Below are 20,347 nucleotides of genomic sequence, written 5' to 3'. Positions count from 1 at the left end.
TGCTTCTAGGTAACCCAAGGCTTCAGCCTTGGGCCTCTCCTCAACCGCCAGAAAATGAGCTTTACCCCTGGGGTATGCCTTCTTTTCAAAAGCTCAAAAATCTTAGCAGTCAAAGAAATCCCGAACACTCTTGATAATCAGGAGCAAACAGTGACTCCCGAATCCAACATTCAACAAGTCGTCCCCTTCCTCTGGGTCGCGAACCTCGAAGCCTCCCTACGCTTCTACATCAACGGCCTCGGCTTCGAAAAAACAAAAGAGTGGGTCGACGACGGCAAGCTCCGCTGGTGCTGGCTTCAACTCGAAGGCGCAGCCCTCATGCTCCAGGAGTACCTCCCCGACAAACGCCCACCCGGCAAGCTAGGCGAAGGAGTCTCTCTCTGCTTCCAATGCAACGACGCTCTCGCCATCTATCGCACAGCGCTCTCGCGAGGACTCAAACCCCAGCGCCCCTTCGTAGGCAACGCCATGTGGGTCACCATCCTTCCGGACCCTGACGGTTACAAATTAGACTTCGAGAGCCCCACAGACGCCCCAGAAGAATCCCTCTACCCCAACGCAGACTAGTTCAGAAACTACCGATAGCTCGGTTTTCTGCGAACGAGTTAAGGTATTTTTTTTGCGGAAGGCAGGTGCGAAGCCAATGTCGGATCAGGCGCTGAACTTCTATGACTCGATGGCGGATTACTACCATCTAATCTTCGAAGATTGGGATCGGTCTATTCAGAGCCAGGCGAGGATTCTGAACGCCGTGATCTCGCGAGAACTGCCCGACCAGCCCTTAAGGATTCTCGACTGCGCATGCGGTATCGGTACCCAGGCCTTGGGTCTCGCCGCACGAGGACATTACGTTGTCGGCTCCGACGTAAGCCCCATGGAGGTGACAAGGGCTGTGCGAGAGGCTCAGGAGCGCGGCTTGAACATCGAGTTTTATGTCTCGGACATGACGGATTTGAAGGAGATCCCTGAAACCGGATTTGATGTTGTTGCAGCTTTCGATAACGCCTTGCCCCACCTCACAGCAGACGAACTAATCCGTGCCGTCGGAGCAATGGCAGGCCGGTTGAACTCGGGTGGACTGTTCATCGCAAGTATTCGAGACTACGACTTGCTCCTCCAGCAAAAACCAACCATGCAGGAACCCGCGTTTTTCGGCGACGAAGGGAGTCGAAGAATCGTCCATCAAGTCTGGGACTGGACCGAAGCAGCAAAATACACGCTGCACCTCTACATCACAATCGAAGCCGATCATGGTTGGACTACACACCACTTCGTGTCGGAGTATCGGTGCGTCAAACGACAGGAACTGTCAGATGCATTACGCTCAGTGGGTTTTGAAGAGCCGATCTGGCTGATGCCCCAAGAAAGTGACTACTACCAGCCCCTTGTCCTCGCAAGATGGCCCTGACCGGCCCATCGAACGTCCGTTTTCGGAAACTTCCACCGTCGACCAGTCTCCTACCTCACGCAAAAGTCGAGGCCGGGAGAATCCCTCGATCCAATCGAAAAGCAGCAACCTAAGAGTTGACGTCATGCTAAAGCCGCTGCCGCTTGGGGATCCAACCGCATCATGTTTGCCTGATAATGAGCAGACAAATTCAACCATGAGGAGACCCCATGTCCTCCGAAAGCAAAAGCTACCCAGTCGAAGAAGCCATTCGTGCCCAGAGTGCCCTCCGTAAACTCGCAGAATTAGGGCCCGAGATGTTTCCCATTCAGTCCTTCGTCGGAATGATCAGCGACGAGATTGAAACTCTCCGCAATCGGGGACACACTGATCAGGAGATCGCGGAAACGATTACCTCAAACTCCAAAATCGATATCAAAGCCTCCGATATCGCAGCTCATTACGCATCCCCGGAAGACCGTCACCAGCCGCACCAATAGCACTCTCTGTCAAATCAAATAAAGGGCCGGCACTCGTCAGAGTGCCGGCCTTTACCCGCTACAACAGAACAGATCGACCTACTGGAACGCCTTGTTCCAATTCGTAATCAAATTGTTCACATTCAGCGTCCCAATCCCAGTCGCAAAGTCCCATCCCGCATTGCTGTTATAGGCCTTCTCATAGGCCTTGCTGGATACCGAGAGAACGCCATTCGTTCCTGAAGGCGTATAGCAGTTGAACTTGCCCAGGCAGTTCACGTCCATGTCGCCCAGCGTCACATCGTAGAACGTGCAGGTGCCGTCCACTCCGTTGCCCAGCGTCGAGCTGCAGGAGTTATTCCCCCTGCCGCCAAACTCCTGCTTGGCCAGCGCGTAGTAGACATAGTTCGGATTACCCTGCGGCGTTCCAGTCGACTGATCGACCAGAGCCTGGATACCCGCCACAATCGGCGCCGCAAACGACGTACCGCCCGCGCCCGACCAGTTCGATGGATCGCCCGTGCACGGTGCACCGCCCGCCCCCGGCGCCGGCTGGCTGTAGCAGAACACATAGTAGTGTCCCCACACGCCATTCGCCGCGAAGAGCGAAACATCCGGAAGATCCCGCACACCGTCGGAGGGGTTCCCAAACAGGTTACGCTGATAGTTCGGCTTCTTGTAGCCCTTGCAGGTTCCGCTGTTTGCCGGCGTCCCAGGCAGAGGCGACGTATCGCCGTACGCGCAGTTGCTCGGTCCACCGCTTCCGCTCGCCGTAGTCAGGAAGAACGCCTCACCCTCAGCCGAGTTGCAGAAGCCATTCGCACCGAAAGGAACGTTATATCCAACCGTGTTCGTAATCAGCGTGCTCGCGCAGGAGTCATTCCACGGAATCTCAGGAATATAAGACTTCGCCGAGCCATACGTTGCATTGTTCTTCGACCTCCAATAGGTGGAATTGGTTCCGGCGTACGTGTCGCCAAAGTCCGTTCCGCCCACCGCCACGTTGTACTGCGTGGAAGCAAATCCACTCACCGCAATGCCAAACTGAGCCGCAGGCTGATTCGCATCGCAGCTTGCCGCACCCTCGTCACCCGAAGAGACAAACACCGAAACGCCCTCCGCTGACGCCTGCTGGTAAGCCGTGCTGTAGGTCGCATTGCCCGCCGCTCCCAGGCCGGCCTCGCACTCGCCGTAGCTGATGCTGATGATCGGCGGAGGCAGAGGCTGATTGATCAGAGAGTTGATCGCCAGCAATCCGCCAAACGTCGTCTGCGTGTCCGCGCAAGAAGCCAAAACGATCGCAGCGCTCGGAGCTGCGGCGCTCGCATACTCGGCATCCAGAATCGCCTCGCCGTCGTTTCCGATCAGCACGCCCGGATTCTTGCAGCCGCCCGGATGAATCTGCGTAAAGCTGCCCTTCGTATACTTCGACAGCCCAAACGTGTTGCGGAACGTAACCCAGTCAGCCGTCGAGTAGACGTTGGTGTCTTCAATCACCACTACCGTCTCGTTATTTCCGGTAATGCCTCGGCCGTACACCGGCCGGAAGTTATAGATCGTGTGCAGGTCGTCCGGCACCACAAGTTGATAGTTCGCGTTCACCGTAAAGTCAGGACTTGCACCCTCAGGCTTCGCCGCCTTGGCGACGATCCCCTTAGACACACCGTCGATACGCGCCGCGCTGATGCCCTTGTTCGCAGGCTTCGGCCGGAAGTCGCTCAACGAGCTCACACCCACCACCACATCAGCCAGCGCCGCCGGAATCTGCGGATTCTGCATATTGGCAATATGCGACTCACCACGCACCTTCAACGTGTGCATCTCCGTGCGAAACGCGTTCTTCAGCTGTGACACGCTTCCTGAGAAGTCGATCACCATCCCGCTCTTCGAAACTTCGTTGACCTCAAACCCATGGCTCTTCAGCCATCCTGTCACCTCGGCGATATCCTTCGTGCTCGGCCCATAGTTGGCTCCAAGCTCTTCGGCCGTCAGCCACTGATGAAAGTCCGGGCTGCCCGGCGTGTGCATCGACTCGATCTTGGCCGTCAGCGCCGCCTCGCGCTCCGCCGGCCGCTTCAATTGCAGCAGCATATGGTCCAGCTGCATTGCGCCATTCACCGCGCCCCGGTCATTCAGCGCATTCGCCTCCGGGCGAACATTGCCGGCCAGCGTGATCATCTTGCTGTCCGACACTGGTGCCGTCACAGTCGACCGGGCCGAGGTCCCAGTCTGAGCCTGCCCCGAAGACAACAGGGAGATTCCCATCGCCGAAAGACAGAGAAGTTGCGTACAAAGAGAACGTAGTTTCATGAAATAGCCTCACTCAATTTGGTTTGCGTGCTGAATCGGTCGCAGAGAATCGGAGAGCTCTGCGAAGAACGTAGAGCGTTGCGAAGAAGTGTTGAGCTACGAGGTACAACGAACGTTGTATTGCGGAGTCCCCTATTTGGTGCAAGTTACCGTCGGTGGGAGGATAGTACGGGCCTCTCCGGGCGAGGTCAAGCGCGAAATCTCCCCCTTGTGCGCAGGACAAAAAATACTTCGATCGCCTGTCACATTCTTCGCAGCCAGAAAGTACGCTCCCAAAACTCCACGTCCACCACGCAATCCACCACGTTCTCACCAGCAAAAAACCACACTCAAAACGCCGTTTTCCGCAAAACCCCCAGAAAAAACCACAACTCACCGGGCATAAAAATTACTCCCCCGGAAATCCACCACCGTCCGCGGTTAGGATAGCCAGAGACCCCAGCAAAAAGGCCTCCTTACCAATGACCCACCCCATCCCCGGCAGAATCGAAACCATCGTAGGCCCAATGTTCTCCGGCAAATCCGAGGAGCTCATCCGCCGCCTCAAGCGCGCCCGCATCGCCCGCCAGCGCGTCGCCTGCTACAAGCCCGACATCGACCTCCGCTACCACCGCACCTCCATCGCCAGCCACAGCTCCCAGACCCACGAAGCCTGCACCGTCACCAATGTAGAGCACCTCAAAGCCGCGCTATTGCCTCAGTTAGACGATATCGACGTCATCGGCATCGACGAGGCGCAGTTCTTCGACGACACCATCCTCCCCCTCACCGTAGAGCTCGTCCACCTCGGCAAACGCATCATCCTCGCCGGCCTCGACACCACCTTTAACGCCGAGCCCTTCGGCCCCATTCCCGCCCTCATGGCCATCGCCGATGAGGTCACCAAGCTCTCTGCCGTCTGCATGGTCTGCGGCGCCCCCGCCATCCACACTCAGCGCCTAGGCCAAAGCCAGGAGCTCGTCCTCGTAGGCGCCGCGGGCCTCTACGAAGCCCGCTGCCGCACCCACTTCGAGCCCTTCCTCGACGACCAGCACTCCGAACAACTCGAACTCCCCACCGTCGCAACGCTTCTCTAACACACAGAAACGCCAAACAGGAACGCCTTCGCGATCATGATAAAAATAGGCGACCTTCCGGAGACCTCACGTTGAGCAAAAAACAAGAAAGAATCCTCACGGGCATCTTCCTGTTCTTCGTCTGTGTGCAACTAGCCCATTTCGTACACAACGGCTGGTATATGTACGCGCACTCCGCACAAGTACAAAGACCACCAAAGGGCGGCACCTTTCGTCTTGCTCTTCCTGTTCTGATCCAGTCGACCACTAGGATCTTCCATGTTCCCGACACATCCATTACTGCTGCCGCGTTCGACTTGATAACAGGGTTCTCTGCACTCTACCTCCTGTATTTGATGACGGTCGATCTCCCCTCCCAAGAGCCGGATCGGCCGAAAGATAGAGCGCTGAAGATCCTCTTCTTCCTGGCGATCATTCAATTTCCGCTTGCTTGGGTAGTTCCCTGGCAACGGCCCGAGACAATGCCTTCCGCTCTCTTCCTGGCGTTCTCTCTCTTCTGTCTCGCGAAGATCGAAAAGAATCGGATGTGGTCGCTCCCGCTTCTGGCTGCAGTCCTGATCCAAACCTTCGTTCGAACCGACGTGCCCCTTGTCTTTGGGGCGGCGACCGCTTTCGTTGGCCTCTGGCCCCTCGTCAAACGAGGCTCGCAAGGTAAATTCTGCGCGAGCTTGGACTACATCGTCATCGGCAGTCTTATCGCCCTCATCTCTGCGGCGATTCAGGTTTACCTGCACATCCTCTATCCACAGGACAGCTTAGACATCCAGCTCGTGCCGAATCTTAGCTTTCACAATCTCGAGATCCTCACCATCATCTTGACGCCGGTCGTCTCATTCGTACTATTTTTGATGGTCTATCGGCCTACTCTAACCGCCGTGGAAAAAGTGGCGATGGCGTCTGCTCTCCTCTATCTACCGATGTACTTCACGTTCGGCCTCGTCGCCGAAGCGCGCATCTATGTGCCCTTCCTGCTGATGATGTGCATGGTCACCGCTAGGGTATCGGCATCTTTCCTGAGCGCCCGATTCGACGCCAGCACCTAATGGTCGCGCGGCTCGACACACACCAAACACCTCTCAACTGCGCTGGCTTCAATGCTTCGACACCATCTCCATGACATCCTTGCGCAGTGCCAGCGAGCTGGCCGACCGCGCATAGTACATATGCCCCCCGGGATACTCATGCACCTGCACCCGCGTCGGATCACCCATCGGCGGAATCTGGCTCACCGTCAGCACCGACCCCATAAACGGGCAGGATAGATCCGCCCATCCATGGGCAATCACCACGCGCAGCTTCGGATCGGTAGCCACCGCAACCCTCAGATCCGTCGCAGAGGCCGACCCCGAAAACGCCCCATTCCGACCGCTGTTATCCCACATCCTGTTCACATCGAACGACAGCGCGTTGTAACTGGCATCCGTCTTCCAGCCAACCGTCCGGGTCACAAAGTCCACCATCGCCGTAGTCGTCGGCGCAATAATACTCAACAAAATCGGGTCCTGCGTCTCCTGCGTCGGGTTATAAGGAAACGGATCGTAAGCCGTCACATTCGGGTCATACCGGCTGCCCAGCTTGCCCGTCTCCCGAAACTCCTCCCGCAAAAACGCCTGCGTCTCCAGCCGCCCACCCGACTGCTTCACAAACGTCGGATCAAGCCCCGTCAGCTCCGTCACCCTCTTCACCAGACGAGGTGTAGCCGCCGGATCGCTGTTGCCCTTCATCAGATCCACCGCATACTCGCCCCGCGTATAGTCGATCACCTCGGCCATGTTCTCGTTCGTCAGCTTGCCCTGCCGCTCATAGTTCGCCGCAACGATCGAAGGCAGCGTCATCATCCACGGAATCGGCGAGATATCCGGCGAACCACCCTGCGGAGACAGCGCCGGCGAAACCAGCACCAGCCCATTTACCGCAACCCCGGTCTGCGACTGCAGATAAGCCGTCAGCCTCGGTCCGCGATACCCCCCATAGCTCTCGCCCACAATGTACTTGCGAGACTGCAGCCGCCCATTCTTCACCAGCCAGTCGTAGATATTACGCGACAGATACGCAATGTCCTGATCGGGCCCATAAAACTCCTTCTTCGACTCCTCCTCCGATACCAGCGAACGCGAAAACCCAGTCCCAATCGGGTCGATAAACACCAGGTCCGTAAAGTCCAGCCAGGTCCCCGGATTATCCGTCAAAATCGCCGGATCCGACGGACTCTGCCCCTCCGCACCGAACGCCACTCTCTTCGGCCCGATCGCCCCCAGATTCAGATAAACCGAAGCCGCGCCCGGTCCTCCGTTGAATGCAAACGTCACCGGCCGATCCTTGCCCTCAACAACGCGATCCTTGCCCTCAACAACATAGGACGTATAAACCACCTCGCCGCTCAGCCCGCCCTTGCTATCCCGCACCGGCAGCGTACCCACAGTCACGGTGTAGTGCAGCGTCTTGCCCTCAAGCTGCATCGTCTGCTCCACATGCGCGTCCGCCGGAAGAGGGGGCAACGTAACCGAGATTCCCGGCGTAGCCGCAGGCTTCGCGTCAGCAGGTTTAGCGTCAGATGGTTTCGAATCCGGCGCAGCCTGAGCCGCCGCGGGAAGAGGAACCAGTGCAGAAAAACTTGTAAGAAGGACCGAAAAAAACACGAACTTCGACAGGGACGGAAACCGCGTTGCAATCATGGTCCAAATTTTACATAGTTCTTCCCATGCAACACGCAACCCAAACAAATACTTCGGTATTCTCATCAGGTAGCCGATTTGGAGAAGAGAGCCCATGCGCAACATCCTCACCGCCGTCACCCTTAGCCTTCTCGTTGTCCCCGCTTTCGCCAAGCCAGAACCAAAGAACATCGTCATCGTTCCCATCAAAACCGGCACCGGCGAAGATGCAGGAACCGCCACCTTCAGCCCCTCTAAGAAGGGCGTTCGCATCAAGCTCGACCTCAAGAACCTCCCCGTAGGCGAGCATGGCGTCCACATCCACGCCAAAGCCCTCTGCGACGCACCCGATTTCAAAACCGCAGGCGGCCACTTCAACCCCGAAAACAAACAGCACGGCTTCCAGAACCCCATGGGCCACCATGCCGGCGACCTGCCAAATAACGTCACCATCGGCGAAGGCCATCTCGGTCACGCCACCTTCAACGTGAACTATCTTTCGATGGACCCCACCGCAGCGAACAGCATCCTCGCCAACGGAGGTACCTCCCTCGTCATCCACGAAAAAGCCGACGACATGAAGACCGACCCCTCCGGAAACTCCGGCAACCGGATCGCCTGCGGCGTCATCTCCGCTCCAACGCCCTAACCCCACTGTCCATCTTTGAACAAACCGGAACGCCCATGCGTATAGCAATCCATGGGCGTTCTGCACATGGCGATTCCGACAGTGAGCCGACACACGGCGCTCAAATCCCCTACGCGCCGCCTGCCGCGAGTCCCGGCACAGCACGTTACCCAACACGCCGAAATCCTTCAAGTCCAACAACAAATCAATCCATCCCCCGCTCCACGCGGTACACTTCTCCCACCGACAAAATCACTTGAGGCGAAGTTGGAGCGTACCCCACAACAGGATGCGGCACAGGAAGCAGCGCAGGAAGCCCTAGCCAAACTGGTGCGCCAGTGCATGGCCGGCGACTCCCAGTCCTGGCAGCAGCTCGTCGCCTCCCAGCATCGCCGTATCTACGCCATCTGCTACCGTTTCACCGGCTCAGGCACCGACGCCGAGGACCTCACCCAGGAGGTCTTCCTCAAGCTCTACAAGAACCTCGCCAGCTTCGATACCCAAAAAGGCAGCTTTCAGACCTGGATCACCACGCTGGCCCGCAATCTCCTGGTGGACCACTTTCGCCGCACCCGCCTAGAGCGCGCCTCCGAGTCCCTCGATGCCACCTTCGACGGCGAAGAGGACGGCCCCACCATGGCCGACCGGCTCGCCGACCCCCGGCCCTCCCAGGAGCATCATGTGGCCGGACTCGAGCTCAAAGTTCGCGTCCAGAGCGCACTGAAACAACTCTCCCCAGAGCTTCGCGAAGCTGTTATCCTGCGCGATCTCGAGGATATGGATTACAAAGAGATATCACAGGTTCTCCGCATACCCGAAGGAACTGTAAAAAGCCGCATCAGTCGCGGTCGCGGGGAACTTGCAAGGCTTCTGCAACGTATAGAAAGTTAGTGGACATAGTGCTAGAGAGAGAGGTGGTTTAAAGTGGCAGACTACAACCAATTCGGCAGCGTCAAACCAGGCGCACCCGGAGATCCTCAGCACTGCGCGCAGTGCGAGGCCATGCTCGCCGATGCCCTCGACGGCACCCTCTCCGCCGCAGACCAGGCCACCTTTGACACCCACATGATCGGCTGCCCCAGCTGCGCCGGCCTGCTCGCCGACGCCCAGCGCGGAGCCACCTGGATGGAGATGCTCAAATCTCCCCGCCCCGAGCCCCCCGTCTCCCTTTTTGAGAGCATTCTCGCCCAAACCAGCGGCAAGACCGCCCTCGGCCCTGCCAAAGAAGACCAGGCCCCGATCATCCTCGGCCGAACCGACTACCTTCGCACACCGAACACCCTCCCTGGCCATTCGTCCCTGCTTCCCCCCGTTGGAGAAGCCCTCGCAACCAGCCCCTTCGCCTCTGCCAAGGTCCTTCCCTTCCGCACTCGGGTCACCTATGGACTTCGTTCCCTGGGCCAGACCATGCTGCAGCCGCGCCTCGCCATGACCGCTGCAATGGCCTTCTTCTCCATCGCCCTCACCATGAACCTCACCGGCATCCACCTCAGTCAACTTCACGCCAGCGACCTCAAACCCTCCAGCATCATGCGCAGCTGCTATGAGGCCAAGGCCAAGGTAGTCCGCTACTCCGACAACCTCCGCGTGGTCTACGAGCTTGAGTCCCGCGTCCGCGACCTGCAGCGCTCCTCCGACGATAGTGGCTCAACCAGCTCCACCAGCACCCCAGTCAACCAGAACGACTCCACCCAGCCTGGCAACAAGCCGGCTGGCGCCCAGCCGGACAATCCGAATAATCCAAAGGACCAGAAGCCCGGCGAGAAGAACGACCAGAAGCAGAACAGCCCCAAACCCAACCCTGGCTCCAGCCGCCGCGAAACCCCAGGCGGAAACGTTCAGCTCGTAGCCTCCATCAGCACCCGGGCCCCTCTCCCCTTCCAGTCTCAAGATTTTGTTGTCTTTACTCCCAGTGTTATTAAGTTGGAAGGGGGATTGGTATGACTTGCGCAAACCATCCTGAACGTGAACGCGTTGCTTTTTGCCAGAACTGCGGCAAACCACTCTGCCAGGAGTGCACCCGCACCGTCGGCTCTGCTGTCTTCTGCGAACCCTGCCTCGCCGCCAAACTCTCAGGTGTCGGAGCCGCAGCCCCCGCTGCTGGCTCTTACGCCTATAGCGGATCCGAAGCCGGCGTAAACTACTCTGCCAGCGGCGTCATTCCGCCCACCATCCCTCCGGGAGCACCAAACCCCGGTCTCGCCGCACTCCTGGGCTTTATCCCCGGCGTCGGTGCGATGTACAACGGCCAGTACGCCAAGGGCGTCGTTCACCTGGTTGTCTTCGCAATTCTTATCAGCCTCGCCGACCAGCACGGCATCTTCGGCCTCTTCATCGCCGGTTGGGTCTGCTACCAGGTCATCGAGGCCTACCACACCGCCAAGGCCCGCCGCGACGGCACTCCACTCCCCAATCCCTTCGGTCTCAACGATCTCGGCGAGCGCCTGGGCTTCGGTAAATCCTGGCCCGGCGTCAGCCACTCCGGCCCGGCAGCCCCCTTCGTTCCGCAAGGAACCGCACCCACATCAGACATCCCCAACTCCCCACCGAGCAGCGCCTACGCGGCCCCGCCCGCAGGCTATCCGCCACAGTATCCGCCTCAACAAACATCCGCTGCCGCCTGGGGAACCCCCTCGTGGGAGAACTACGCCCCCCCACCCGTACCCCCGATCCCTCCCTACGGCGCGCCAGCCTACCCGGTCGATCCCAACCTCCCCATACCGCGTAACCGCTTCCCCGCCGGCGCCCTCTGGCTGATCGGCCTTGGCTGCATCTTCCTGGTCGGCAATGCTGGCCTCTTCCATCACTTCCCCATCCACCGCATCGTGCCCTTCTTCCTGATCGGACTCGGCGTCTGGCTCTTCGTTCACAAGATGACCGGCACCGGCAACGGCCTCTCAGACGACGGCACCCCCGCCTACCAATACCGGCTCTTCAGCGCACTGCGCGGCTCCATCTGGGTCATTCTCGTCGGCGTCCTCTTCCTGCTCGACTCCTTCGATATCCTCTCCTGGTCCCACAGCTGGCCGCTCTTCATCATCGTCGCCGGTCTCATGGCAGTCTTTCAGCGCACGTCCTTCAACTCTGCCGCAGCCGTAGCCTACCCTTATGGGGTTCCTCCGTCCTCCCCGATCGCTACGCCCCCACCAGCCACTCCGAGCACCAGCATCGTTCCCTCCAACCAGCACGATCAGGAAGGGAGCTAGGCCATGGGAAGCTATCCTCCTCCACCCTATCCGCCACCGCCCGGCCCTCCCTACGGCGGCGACTGGAAGTATCAGCGCCGCGTCCTCAAAGAGCAGGCCCGCGCCCAGCGCGACATGGCCCGAGCCCAGCGTGACGCCTACCGCTACCAGGCCCGCAGTCTTCGCCGCAGCTCCATCCTCGGGCCCCTGCTGCTGATCACCATCGGTATCCTCTTTCTCCTCGTGCAGACCGGCCGCGTCGCGGCTCACAGTCTCTGGGACTGGTACGCTCGCTTCTGGCCCATCCTGCTCGTAGGCGCCGGCGTCATCATGCTTCTGGAGTGGGCCTACGACCAATACATGCAGTCCGATGACACCCAGCCACAATATCGTCGCCGTCTCGGCGGTGGCGTCTTCGCCCTGCTCCTGATCCTGGGCATCACCGGCATCGTCTTCAGCAGCGTCAGAAATGGTAACGGCCACGGTTACATGCTCAACGGCCTCAACCTCAATCAAGACAACATCGACGAATTTCTCGGCGACAAACACGAGAGCGACCAGGTACTCTCGCAGTCCTTTCCCGCCAACAGCGGCTTCACCGTCGACAACCCTCGCGGCGACATCTCCATCTCCGGCACCAGCGACGACAACCAGATCCATATCTCCGTCCACAAACAGGTCTACACACGGTCCGACTCGGACGCCGACAGCAAAGCACAAAAGCTCAGCCCGACCTTGACCAGCACAGGAGACAGCCTGGTGCTCTCCATACCAGCCATCGACGGCACCCGCGCCGACCTCACCATCTCCCTCCCTGCGACGGCACCCCTGGTCGTCACCGCCAACCACGGCGACGTGCACGTCAGTGCGCTCAAGGCTCCCCTTCAGGTTACGGCGAACCACGGCAACATCGAGCTCACCGGCATCACAGGGCCGGTCATCACTCACGTCAATAACAGCGACTCCGATCTCTCCGCGCACAGCGTCTCCGGCCCCCTCACCATTCAAGGCCGCGGCCACGACACCACGCTCTCCGACCTCTCCGGCCCAGTCACCATGAGCGGAGACTTCTTCGGCACCACCCACTTCGAGCGCATCCGTGGCCCCATCAAATTCCACACCAGCCGCACCGACCTTCAGTTCGCCCGTCTCGATGGCGAGATCGATATCAGCCACTCCGACATCACCGCCAGTGAGGCCGTCGGTCCGCTTACCCTCACCGCAGGCAATCGAAACGTCACCCTGGAACGAATCGCGGGAGACGTCTCCGTAACCAATCGCAACGGCTCGGTCGATCTCACCAGCGCGCCTCCCCTCGGCAATGTCACCGTCGAGAATCGCAACGGTTCGGTCAACCTCACCCTGCCCGAGCAGTCAAACTTCGCCTACCAGCTTGACGCCACCAACGGCGACATCGAAAGCGACTTCTCGGAGATCCAGATCCCCGACGGCGGCCTGCAAAAGAAGACCATCAGCGGTACCGCAGGCAAAGGCGGTCCCCTCCTTCACATCTCAACAAGCCAGGGCGACATCTCTTTGAAGAAGGGGAGCATCATGCCCCTGCCGCCTCTGCCTCCCATGCCAAAGATCACCGCCATGCCCCTTCCGCCTCTGTCTCCCATGATGCCTCCCGAGGCTCGCCAGGCTATCCAGGACGCGAAGCAAGAGGCACGAGAAGCCACCCGCGAAGCCAAGCAGGAAGCAGAAGAAGCGAAGCGCGAAGCAAAGCAGCAAACAGACGAAGCTAAACGCGAGGCAAAGCAGGCAGCAGATGAGGCGAAACGTGAAGCCAAACAAGCTGCCGACGAGGCCAAACGCGACGCCAAACAGCAGTAGGATCAAAACCAATAGTTCCGTTGGCTGCTAGCGACACCCGCACTTCACTGCAAGTTGAACCTCATCTCTTCGCCGCAATCGAAATCGGAGTCGACGCCTTCACTCCATAGGTATCCGCAAAGCTGTTCTGATTGATCCCCAGGCTCAACCGGCCGCGCGAATCAATGTAAGCCAGAGGCTTCCCAACCGCCACATCGCTGAAGGTCTTCACAAACGGCAACTGGTAAAGGTGGTCTCCCACCTGCACCGGAACGACATCCCCCACGTGGTACCCAAGCTTCGCAAACGTCTCAGCCGGCACGTTCAGCACCAGGTTTCCAAACGGCCCATCGGTCCCAATCACCTCACCATGCAGGCCCGACGCATCCACCACCGCGCTGCGAAGACTGAGCCTCACCAGGCTCGCCACCTCCACCGCCGGGCCAGCCTTCGTCCAGTCATCGCCTCGCGCAAGATGCGCCCCCGCCGGAGAAAAAATATCTCTGCCATGAAAGGTCGAGGAGGTCTTCGCCCCGATCATCCACTCCGGATTGGTGATCTGTCTCACTCCATCAATTCCGTCTCGATCCTGAACCAGCGTCAGCAGACCGTTATCCGGCAGCACAAAATACTGCCCCGTCTTCGAACGAGCAATGATGGCCTTGCGCGTACTTCCCACCGTAGGATCGATGACGACAACGAACACCGCATCCTTCGGAAAGTAAGGCGAAGATCCTGCAAGAAACCGCGCACCCTGTGCAATGTCGTACGGCGTCGCCTGATGCGTGATGTCGATGATCTCAACCCCAGGCGCAACTCCATTCATCACCGCCTTGCAGATTCCAACAGCATCGTCCTTCACATCAAAGTCCGTCATAAATCCAATCGTCCGCAGCGCCGTTCCAGCACTTCCAGCGGAGCCGCTCTGTGCCGAAGCCTCCCGAACAAAACCCGTCCCTAAGAAGCCAGCCACCACCAACAGAACAAAAATCTTTCTGAACAAATCGAGTCGTCTCACCAGCAGCCTCACAGAATGAAATAGGGATCTCCCTTCATCATACCCAGCCCCCGCCGTCCACTTGCAAGCGAGCGGCGGCTCTGCACCGTCTGGCTAACCAGGCCGGTAATTATCAGGAGAGCGTCAGTCAGACACAGATCGCCGTGCAACCACGGACAATTTCACGTTGTATCTGGTGAACGATAGCCAGGATTTGCCATTGAAACGGACAACGGACCACCAAACCTTGTGCAGATGCAAGTTCAGTGAACTCAACCCCCTGCTGTCAGGCGCGCGCAAGTCCCGCTTACCACGGGGAGTTATAGCGCAAATGAGATCGGCATTACGCCTTTAGGGCTTCGAATCGTGCGCCCCCTGACCAATGACGGGGATGTCGACCTGGCGAGAAAGGAAGCAGTGCTGGCACCAAAGCTCATCGGGGACTTCCTTCGCAAATACGATGGAGCAGCACTCCCGAAGACTGACATCGCCAAAATGTTCTTCAGACAATGGGTGTTCCTTCAGAACGAACAGCGGACGCCCTTTCAATGATTTTGGATAATGCTCAATCAGTCGGACTTCTTCGATCGATTAGTGATAAGCAGTATGTTGATTTGAAGGGAACGGCGAAGTTAGTAGATAAAACGAATAGCCCTCAATCGCCCGTGCTGCTTTTTGAGGAAGATGCTAAGGACGAATCACATTCTCTCAATCTCGCACAGACCAGCCACCTGAGAAAGATGGGTTCAAGGTAGCTCGGTCAAAGCGCGTCTTCATTACTCATGGGAAGAATCGTGCACTGATTGAACCAATTCGTAACCTCTTAAAGTTCGGAGATCTGGAAGCTGTCGTATCGGTTAACTCTCAGACTGTTTCTCTGCCCGTTCCTGGCAAAATTATGGAGGAAATGCGATCTTGCGGAGCAGCTATCATTTTGGTCGAAAATGAACGCATTTTGGTTGATGCAGAGGGCAACCAACACGTAGTTCTAAATGACAACGTCTTAATCGAAATTGGTGCAGCTATGGCGCTGTTCGGAGAGAGGTTTATTCTCGTTGTAAAAGATGGCGTCAAGCTTCCCAGTAATCTGCAGGGCCTTCTCGAACTCCGCTATAAAGGCGACACACTAGATGTGAACGACACGGTTGCACTCCTTGATGCTATTTCAGATATGAAGGGGCGCAATCTTCCATAGCTGGTAAAAAGTCCATTATTCAATAGTGACACTCTTCGCCAAGTTGCGGGTTGGCCTACGTCGCAGACTCGGCGGACGGCTATGTGGTAGGCGAGGAGTTGGAGGAGGATGGGGAGTGGCCCGGGGCCTGGGAACCCGACTTCACAATCTACAACGATGGGTGGCTCAGTCATCGCAAAGATGGTGGGCGGCGTGACGACGCGCTACCTGGACGACGACCTGAATCCGACAAGCGGCCCTCCACTCTCAACGACCACAATTACACCATCATGCAACCACGTATCGACCACAAAACAACCACGATTTTGCAGCAGGAAACTTCTCCTCCTACCGCCAAAAAAGCAGAAGATCTCAGGCTGAGAACCAGCACTGACCCCTAATTACCCGAAATCAACCACAACGCACCATAAATGCCGAAGACCAAATTTATCCACAGCCAATTGGTCGGTCCTCCGCTATTGACTTTCCGGACCTGCAGAAGCATGGCCGGCGTTCCAGAACGACTGGGTGCGGAAAATAAAAAAGCCCCATCCTCGAAAGGATGGGGCTCTGTAATATGCCGGCGATCACCTAATCTCCCACACACTTACGCGTGCAGTACCATCGGCCCAACGAGGCTTAACTTCCGTGTTCGGGATGGGAACGGGTGTGACCCTCGCGGTAAACTCACCGGCAAACTTTTGAAATCTCGCTCTCGCGATCTTTCACAACTGAATAGATTGGGATTAGACGTTTGTTGCATTTACTGCGTATTTTCCAAAAGATATAACTACAAAGCTTGTATTGAATGACTCCAGAACAGTGGACTTTCTCACTGCGCAGAGTAAATTCTATGGACAAGCCGAACGGGCGATTAGTACTGGTAAGCTACATGCATTACTGCACTTCAACCTCCAGCCTATCAACCTAGTGGTCTTCTAGGGCCCTTCATTTCCCTTTTGGGTTGGGAGATCTCATCTTAGAGCGTGCTTCCCGCTTATATGCATTCAGCGGTTATCACAACCGAACTTCGCTACCCAGCCGTGCCCTTGGCAGGACAACTGGAACACAAGAGGTTCGTCCATCCCGGTCCTCTCGTACTAAGGACAGCCCTCTTCAAATCTCCTACGCCCACAGCAGATAGAGACCGAACTGTCTCGCGACGTTCTGAACCCAGCTCACGTACCACTTTAATCGGCGAACAGCCGAACCCTTGGAACCTTCTACAGCTCCAGGATGTGATGAGCCGACATCGAGGTGCCAAACCGAAGCGTCGATATGAACTCTTGGCTTCGATCAGCCTGTTATCCCCGGCGTACCTTTTATCCGTTGAGCGATGGCCCTTCCATACAGAACCACCGGATCACTAAGGCCTGCTTTCGCATCTGCTCGACTTGTAGGTCTCGCAGTTAACCACACTTATGCCTTTGCACTCGACGGTCGATTTCCAAACGACCTGAGTGTAGCTTCGCGCGCCTCCGTTACAATTTAGGAGGCGACCGCCCCAGTCAAACTACCCGTCTTACTATGTCCCTCTCCCGGATTACGGGAGCAGGTTAGAATCACAACAACCGCAGGGTGGTATCTCACCGTTGGCTCCACCGAACCCAAAAGTCCGGTATCAAAGCCTCCCACCTATCCTGCGCAGCAGTGGCCGTAACTCATAGTAAAAGTATAGTAAAGGTGCACGGGGTCTTTTCGTCTAGCTGCGGGTAACCGGCATCTTCACCGGTACTACAAGTTCGCCGAGCAACTCGTTAAGACAGTCGAACGATCGTTACTCCATTCGTGCAGGTCGGAACTTACCCGACAAGGAATTTCGCTACCTTAGGACCGTTATAGTTACGGCCGCCGTTCACCGGGGCTTCAGTTCAAAGCTTCGAGCTTGCGCCCTAACCTCTCCCTTTAACCTTCCGGCACCGGGCAGGAGTCAGCCCCTATACGTCGTTTTTGACTTTGCAGAGACCTGTGTTTTTGTTAAACAGTCGCCGTTCGCGTTTCACTGCGGCCCCTCTGGGCTTGCACCCTGAAGGGCGACCCTTCTCCCGAAGTTACGGGTCTAATTTGCCGAGTTCCTTAACAAGCTTTCACTCGAGCGCCTTTGGATATTCTCCTCGTCTACCTGTGTCGGTTTGTGGTACGGTTCCCAATCTCTCTCCTTAGAGGTTTTTCTTGGCACCATGAAATCAGCAGCTTTCAGCCATTCGGCTTACTGCTTTACGCCTCACTGTTAAGCCTCTCCGGATTTGCCTAGAGAAACCAGCTTACGCGTATCGAACACCATAGCCATATAATGTCCTGCCTATCCTTATGCGTCACCCCATCGTAATAACGAGATATTGGGAGGTCCGGAATATTAACCGGATTTCCATCGCTTACGCCTTTCGGCCTCAGCTTAGGGACCGCCTAACCCTGAGCGGATTAACCTTCCTCAGGAAACCTTAGACTTTCGGCGTGAAGGGTTCTCACCTTCATTATCGCTACTTATGCCGGCAGGGTCTCTTCTGTAATGTCCACGCATCTTCCCAGTTGCGCTTCATCCACGACAGAATGCTCTCCTACCACGCACACCTAATGGTGTGCATCCGCTGCTTCGGTATACAGTTTTAGCCCCGTTGTATTGTCGGCACCGGACCGCTTGACCAGTGAGCTATTACGCTTTCTTTAAAGGATGGCTGCTTCTAAGCCAACCTCCTGGCTGTCTGAGCGTTCCGACTTCCTTTCCCACTTAACTGTAATTTTGGGACCTTAGCAGGCGGTCTGGACTGTTTTCCTCTCGACTGTGAAGCTTAGCCCCCACAGTCTGACTCCCGGGCTGGTTGTAATCGGCATTCGAAGTTTGATTAGATTCAGTAAGCCGGAAAGCCCCCTAGTCTATCCATGTCTCTACCACCGATCCAAATCACCCGAGGCTAGCCCTAAAGCTATTTCGGAGAGAACGAGCTATAACGGAATTTGATTAGCCTTTCACCCCTACCCTCAGCTCATCCGAGCTTTTTTCAACAAACACCGGTTCGGTCCTCCAGTGAGTGTTACCTCACCTTCAACCTGGCCAAGGGTAGATCATCCCGCTTCGCGTCTATTCCTGCCAACTTATCGCCCTATTCAGACTCGCTTTCGCTGCGGCTCGCTCACGCTTAACCTTGCTGACAAGAATAACTAGCCGGCTCATTATGCAATAGGCACGCGGTCAGACATTCCCTTACGGGCATAGTCCTCCCACTGCTTGTAGGCACACGGTTTCAGGTACTTTTCACTCCCCTCAATGGGGTGCTTTTCGCCTTTCCCTCACGGTACTGGTTCACTATCGGTCAGAAACGAGTATTTAGCCTTACGGGATGGTCCCCGTGGATTCAAGCAGGGTTTCTCGTGCCCCGCCTTACTCAGGTACCTGCTTCGAGTCTGGATCGCTTTCGTCTACGGGTCTGTCACCCTCTTTGGATCTCCTTTCCAGAAGATTCGACTAGCAACCAGATTGGTAACTCTACTTTTGCAGGCCCTACAACCCCCGAACTACCTAAATAGTACGGGTTTGGGCTGTTCCGATTTCGCTCGCCACTACTATCGGAATCGAGGTTTCTTTCTCCTCCTGGAGGTACTGAGATGGTTCACTTCCCTCCGTTCGCCTGTTCCAACCTATGAATTCAGTTGGACATACCCAGGTTTTACCTGGGTGGGTTTCCCCATTCGGAAATCTCCGGATCAACGCGTGTGTGCCGCTCCCCGAAGCTTATCGCAGCTTGCCGCGTCCTTCATCGCCTGTTTCTGCCAAGGCATCCACCGTGCGCCCTTAGTAGCTTGACCATAGAATTTACTCGCACGCAGCAGAGTGACAACCTCCGCAACACTAGAGCTATCTACGTTTGATATAGTCCACGCCTGTGTCGTACAACCGTCATCTCAACTTGCGAGAATCAGGTCGGTAACACGAAAATTATTCTAAAGACACTCAATACTGACGACAGCGTCGCTATCAGAAACAACCTGAAAGCTAGCTGCTCAGCCTTGTAGTTATATTTACCCAATCTATTCAGTTGTCAAAAATCATGGAGCGATTCGCATCACTGCGCCATCACTTCGCGCCCTCAGGCGGCTTGAGCATTCCTGCTCAAGGTTCAATCTCCGCAGTGCAGAGACTCAACCTCAAGCAGACATCGCTTGCATTACATATCGAAGATGCCAATCGAGACGTATGGTGGAGCTGAACGGGATCGAACCGTTGACCCCCTGCTTGCAAAGCAGGTGCTCTCCCAACTGAGCTACAGCCCCTTGTGATTTACACAAGTACGATGGTCAGATTACCTGACCGTCGGGATAAAGGTGGTGGGCCTGGGTAGATTCGAACTACCGACCTCACCCTTATCAGGGGTGCGCTCTAACCAACTGAGCTACAGGCCCGACTCTACAGCACCAGCCTCCAGCTTATCAGCAAGGAGCCTGATGCGCAGGCTGCTCTGTTGTTGACTCCGAAGAATCAAGAATCGAGCTCTCTCGAAAGGTTTCGAGGACACAGTTGAACGTGCATAGCAGCTACGCCGCTATTGACCATCGGTGTTGACAGATATCGAAAAAAAGAGGGTTTAGTTCAGGCTCATCGAGACTTGCCGAGGCTTATCAAGATGGTTCTCGACAACGTCACTTG

The 20,347-nt window shown here is 56.8% G+C and carries 16 protein-coding genes, 2 tRNA genes and 2 rRNA genes; 12 read left to right on the top strand and 8 right to left on the bottom strand.

Going from position 1 to position 20,347, the window contains the following annotated elements; translation table 11 throughout:
• Positions 1-150: 150 nt before the first annotated feature.
• The 3 genes from HDF10_RS02385 (at position 151) to HDF10_RS02375 (ending at position 1,887) form a co-directional block, all read left to right on the top strand.
• The gene (locus HDF10_RS02385; RefSeq protein WP_311732637.1) at positions 151-567 is read left to right on the top strand and encodes a VOC family protein; all 417 of its coding nucleotides are present in this window, start codon (positions 151-153) and stop codon (positions 565-567) included.
• 76 nt (positions 568-643) lie between these two features.
• Positions 644-1,408, top strand: coding sequence for a class I SAM-dependent DNA methyltransferase (locus HDF10_RS02380; RefSeq protein ID WP_183810085.1), 765 nt, complete (start codon positions 644-646; stop codon positions 1,406-1,408).
• Between the two features lie 209 nt (positions 1,409-1,617).
• The gene (locus HDF10_RS02375; RefSeq protein ID WP_183810083.1) at positions 1,618-1,887 is read left to right on the top strand and encodes a hypothetical protein; all 270 of its coding nucleotides are present in this window, start codon (positions 1,618-1,620) and stop codon (positions 1,885-1,887) included.
• 78 nt (positions 1,888-1,965) lie between these two features.
• On the opposite strand, the gene HDF10_RS02370 is transcribed toward HDF10_RS02375, so the two are convergent.
• Entirely contained in the window at positions 1,966-4,176 is a 2,211-nt protein-coding gene (locus HDF10_RS02370; protein ID WP_183810081.1) for a S53 family peptidase, read from the bottom strand.
• A 461-nt stretch (positions 4,177-4,637) separates the two neighbouring features.
• Here HDF10_RS02370 and HDF10_RS02365 point away from each other — a divergent pair, with 461 nt between their 5' ends.
• Together HDF10_RS02365 and HDF10_RS02360 are read left to right on the top strand one after the other, a co-directional pair.
• On the top strand, positions 4,638-5,252 hold the full coding sequence (locus tag HDF10_RS02365) for a thymidine kinase (RefSeq protein WP_183810079.1): 615 nt from the start codon (positions 4,638-4,640) through the stop codon (positions 5,250-5,252).
• Positions 5,253-5,323: 71 nt separating this feature from the next.
• Positions 5,324-6,295: a hypothetical protein gene (locus HDF10_RS02360; RefSeq protein ID WP_183810077.1), complete on the top strand. Its 972-nt coding sequence runs from the start codon at positions 5,324-5,326 to the stop codon at positions 6,293-6,295.
• Between the two features lie 48 nt (positions 6,296-6,343).
• On the opposite strand, the gene HDF10_RS02355 is transcribed toward HDF10_RS02360, so the two are convergent.
• Positions 6,344-8,023, bottom strand: coding sequence for a S10 family peptidase (locus tag HDF10_RS02355; RefSeq protein ID WP_260177558.1), 1,680 nt, complete (start codon positions 8,021-8,023; stop codon positions 6,344-6,346).
• On the opposite strand from HDF10_RS02355, the gene HDF10_RS02350 reads away from it, so the two are divergent.
• The 5 genes from HDF10_RS02350 (at position 8,022) to HDF10_RS02330 (ending at position 13,555) form a co-directional block, all read left to right on the top strand.
• On the top strand, positions 8,022-8,555 hold the full coding sequence (locus HDF10_RS02350; RefSeq protein WP_183810075.1) for a superoxide dismutase family protein: 534 nt from the start codon (positions 8,022-8,024) through the stop codon (positions 8,553-8,555). The two genes, HDF10_RS02355 and HDF10_RS02350, sit on opposite strands and share 2 nt — an antisense overlap.
• 66 nt (positions 8,556-8,621) lie before the next feature.
• Complete coding sequence (locus HDF10_RS02345; RefSeq protein WP_260177557.1) at positions 8,622-9,425, top strand: RNA polymerase sigma factor; 804 nt, start codon at positions 8,622-8,624, stop codon at positions 9,423-9,425.
• 33 nt (positions 9,426-9,458) lie between these two features.
• The gene (locus tag HDF10_RS02340) at positions 9,459-10,478 is read left to right on the top strand and encodes an anti-sigma factor family protein (RefSeq protein ID WP_183810073.1); all 1,020 of its coding nucleotides are present in this window, start codon (positions 9,459-9,461) and stop codon (positions 10,476-10,478) included.
• Positions 10,475-11,740: a B-box zinc finger protein gene (locus tag HDF10_RS02335; protein WP_183810072.1), complete on the top strand. Its 1,266-nt coding sequence runs from the start codon at positions 10,475-10,477 to the stop codon at positions 11,738-11,740. Before HDF10_RS02340 ends, HDF10_RS02335 begins: the two co-directional genes overlap by 4 nt.
• Positions 11,741-11,743: 3 nt before the next feature.
• Entirely contained in the window at positions 11,744-13,555 is a 1,812-nt protein-coding gene (locus tag HDF10_RS02330) for a DUF4097 family beta strand repeat-containing protein (RefSeq protein ID WP_183810070.1), read from the top strand.
• A 61-nt stretch (positions 13,556-13,616) separates the two neighbouring features.
• On the opposite strand, the gene HDF10_RS02325 is transcribed toward HDF10_RS02330, so the two are convergent.
• Together HDF10_RS02325 and HDF10_RS20540 are read right to left on the bottom strand one after the other, a co-directional pair.
• Positions 13,617-14,537, bottom strand: a complete 921-nt coding sequence (locus HDF10_RS02325) for an SAM hydrolase/SAM-dependent halogenase family protein (protein ID WP_260177556.1) — start codon at positions 14,535-14,537, stop codon at positions 13,617-13,619.
• Positions 14,538-14,882: 345 nt separating this feature from the next.
• Complete coding sequence (locus HDF10_RS20540) at positions 14,883-15,041, bottom strand: hypothetical protein (RefSeq protein WP_221271366.1); 159 nt, start codon at positions 15,039-15,041, stop codon at positions 14,883-14,885.
• Positions 15,042-15,228: 187 nt separating this feature from the next.
• Here HDF10_RS20540 and HDF10_RS02320 point away from each other — a divergent pair, with 187 nt between their 5' ends.
• On the top strand, positions 15,229-15,726 hold the full coding sequence (locus HDF10_RS02320) for a TIR domain-containing protein (RefSeq protein ID WP_183811473.1): 498 nt from the start codon (positions 15,229-15,231) through the stop codon (positions 15,724-15,726).
• Between the two features lie 50 nt (positions 15,727-15,776).
• A complete protein-coding gene (locus HDF10_RS02315; protein ID WP_183810067.1) occupies positions 15,777-16,106 on the top strand; it encodes a hypothetical protein in 330 nt (109 codons plus the stop codon).
• 177 nt (positions 16,107-16,283) lie between these two features.
• Here HDF10_RS02315 and rrf read toward each other — a convergent pair.
• The 4 genes from rrf to HDF10_RS02295 form a co-directional block, all read right to left on the bottom strand.
• Positions 16,284-16,400, bottom strand: a 5S ribosomal RNA gene (gene rrf / locus HDF10_RS02310).
• Between the two features lie 158 nt (positions 16,401-16,558).
• A 23S ribosomal RNA gene (locus HDF10_RS02305) occupies positions 16,559-19,509 on the bottom strand.
• A 389-nt stretch (positions 19,510-19,898) separates the two neighbouring features.
• Positions 19,899-19,974 (bottom strand) — tRNA-Ala (locus HDF10_RS02300).
• A gap of 52 nt (positions 19,975-20,026) precedes the next feature.
• Positions 20,027-20,103, bottom strand: a tRNA-Ile gene (locus HDF10_RS02295).
• Between the last annotated feature and the right edge of the window lie 244 nt (positions 20,104-20,347).

It is taken from the genome of Tunturiibacter empetritectus (genome assembly GCF_014201375.1).
Taxonomy (GTDB): domain Bacteria; phylum Acidobacteriota; class Terriglobia; order Terriglobales; family Acidobacteriaceae; genus Edaphobacter; species Edaphobacter lichenicola_D.
Note: the sequence above shows the minus strand (reverse complement) of the source record. Positions and strands in the feature narration are given on the sequence as shown.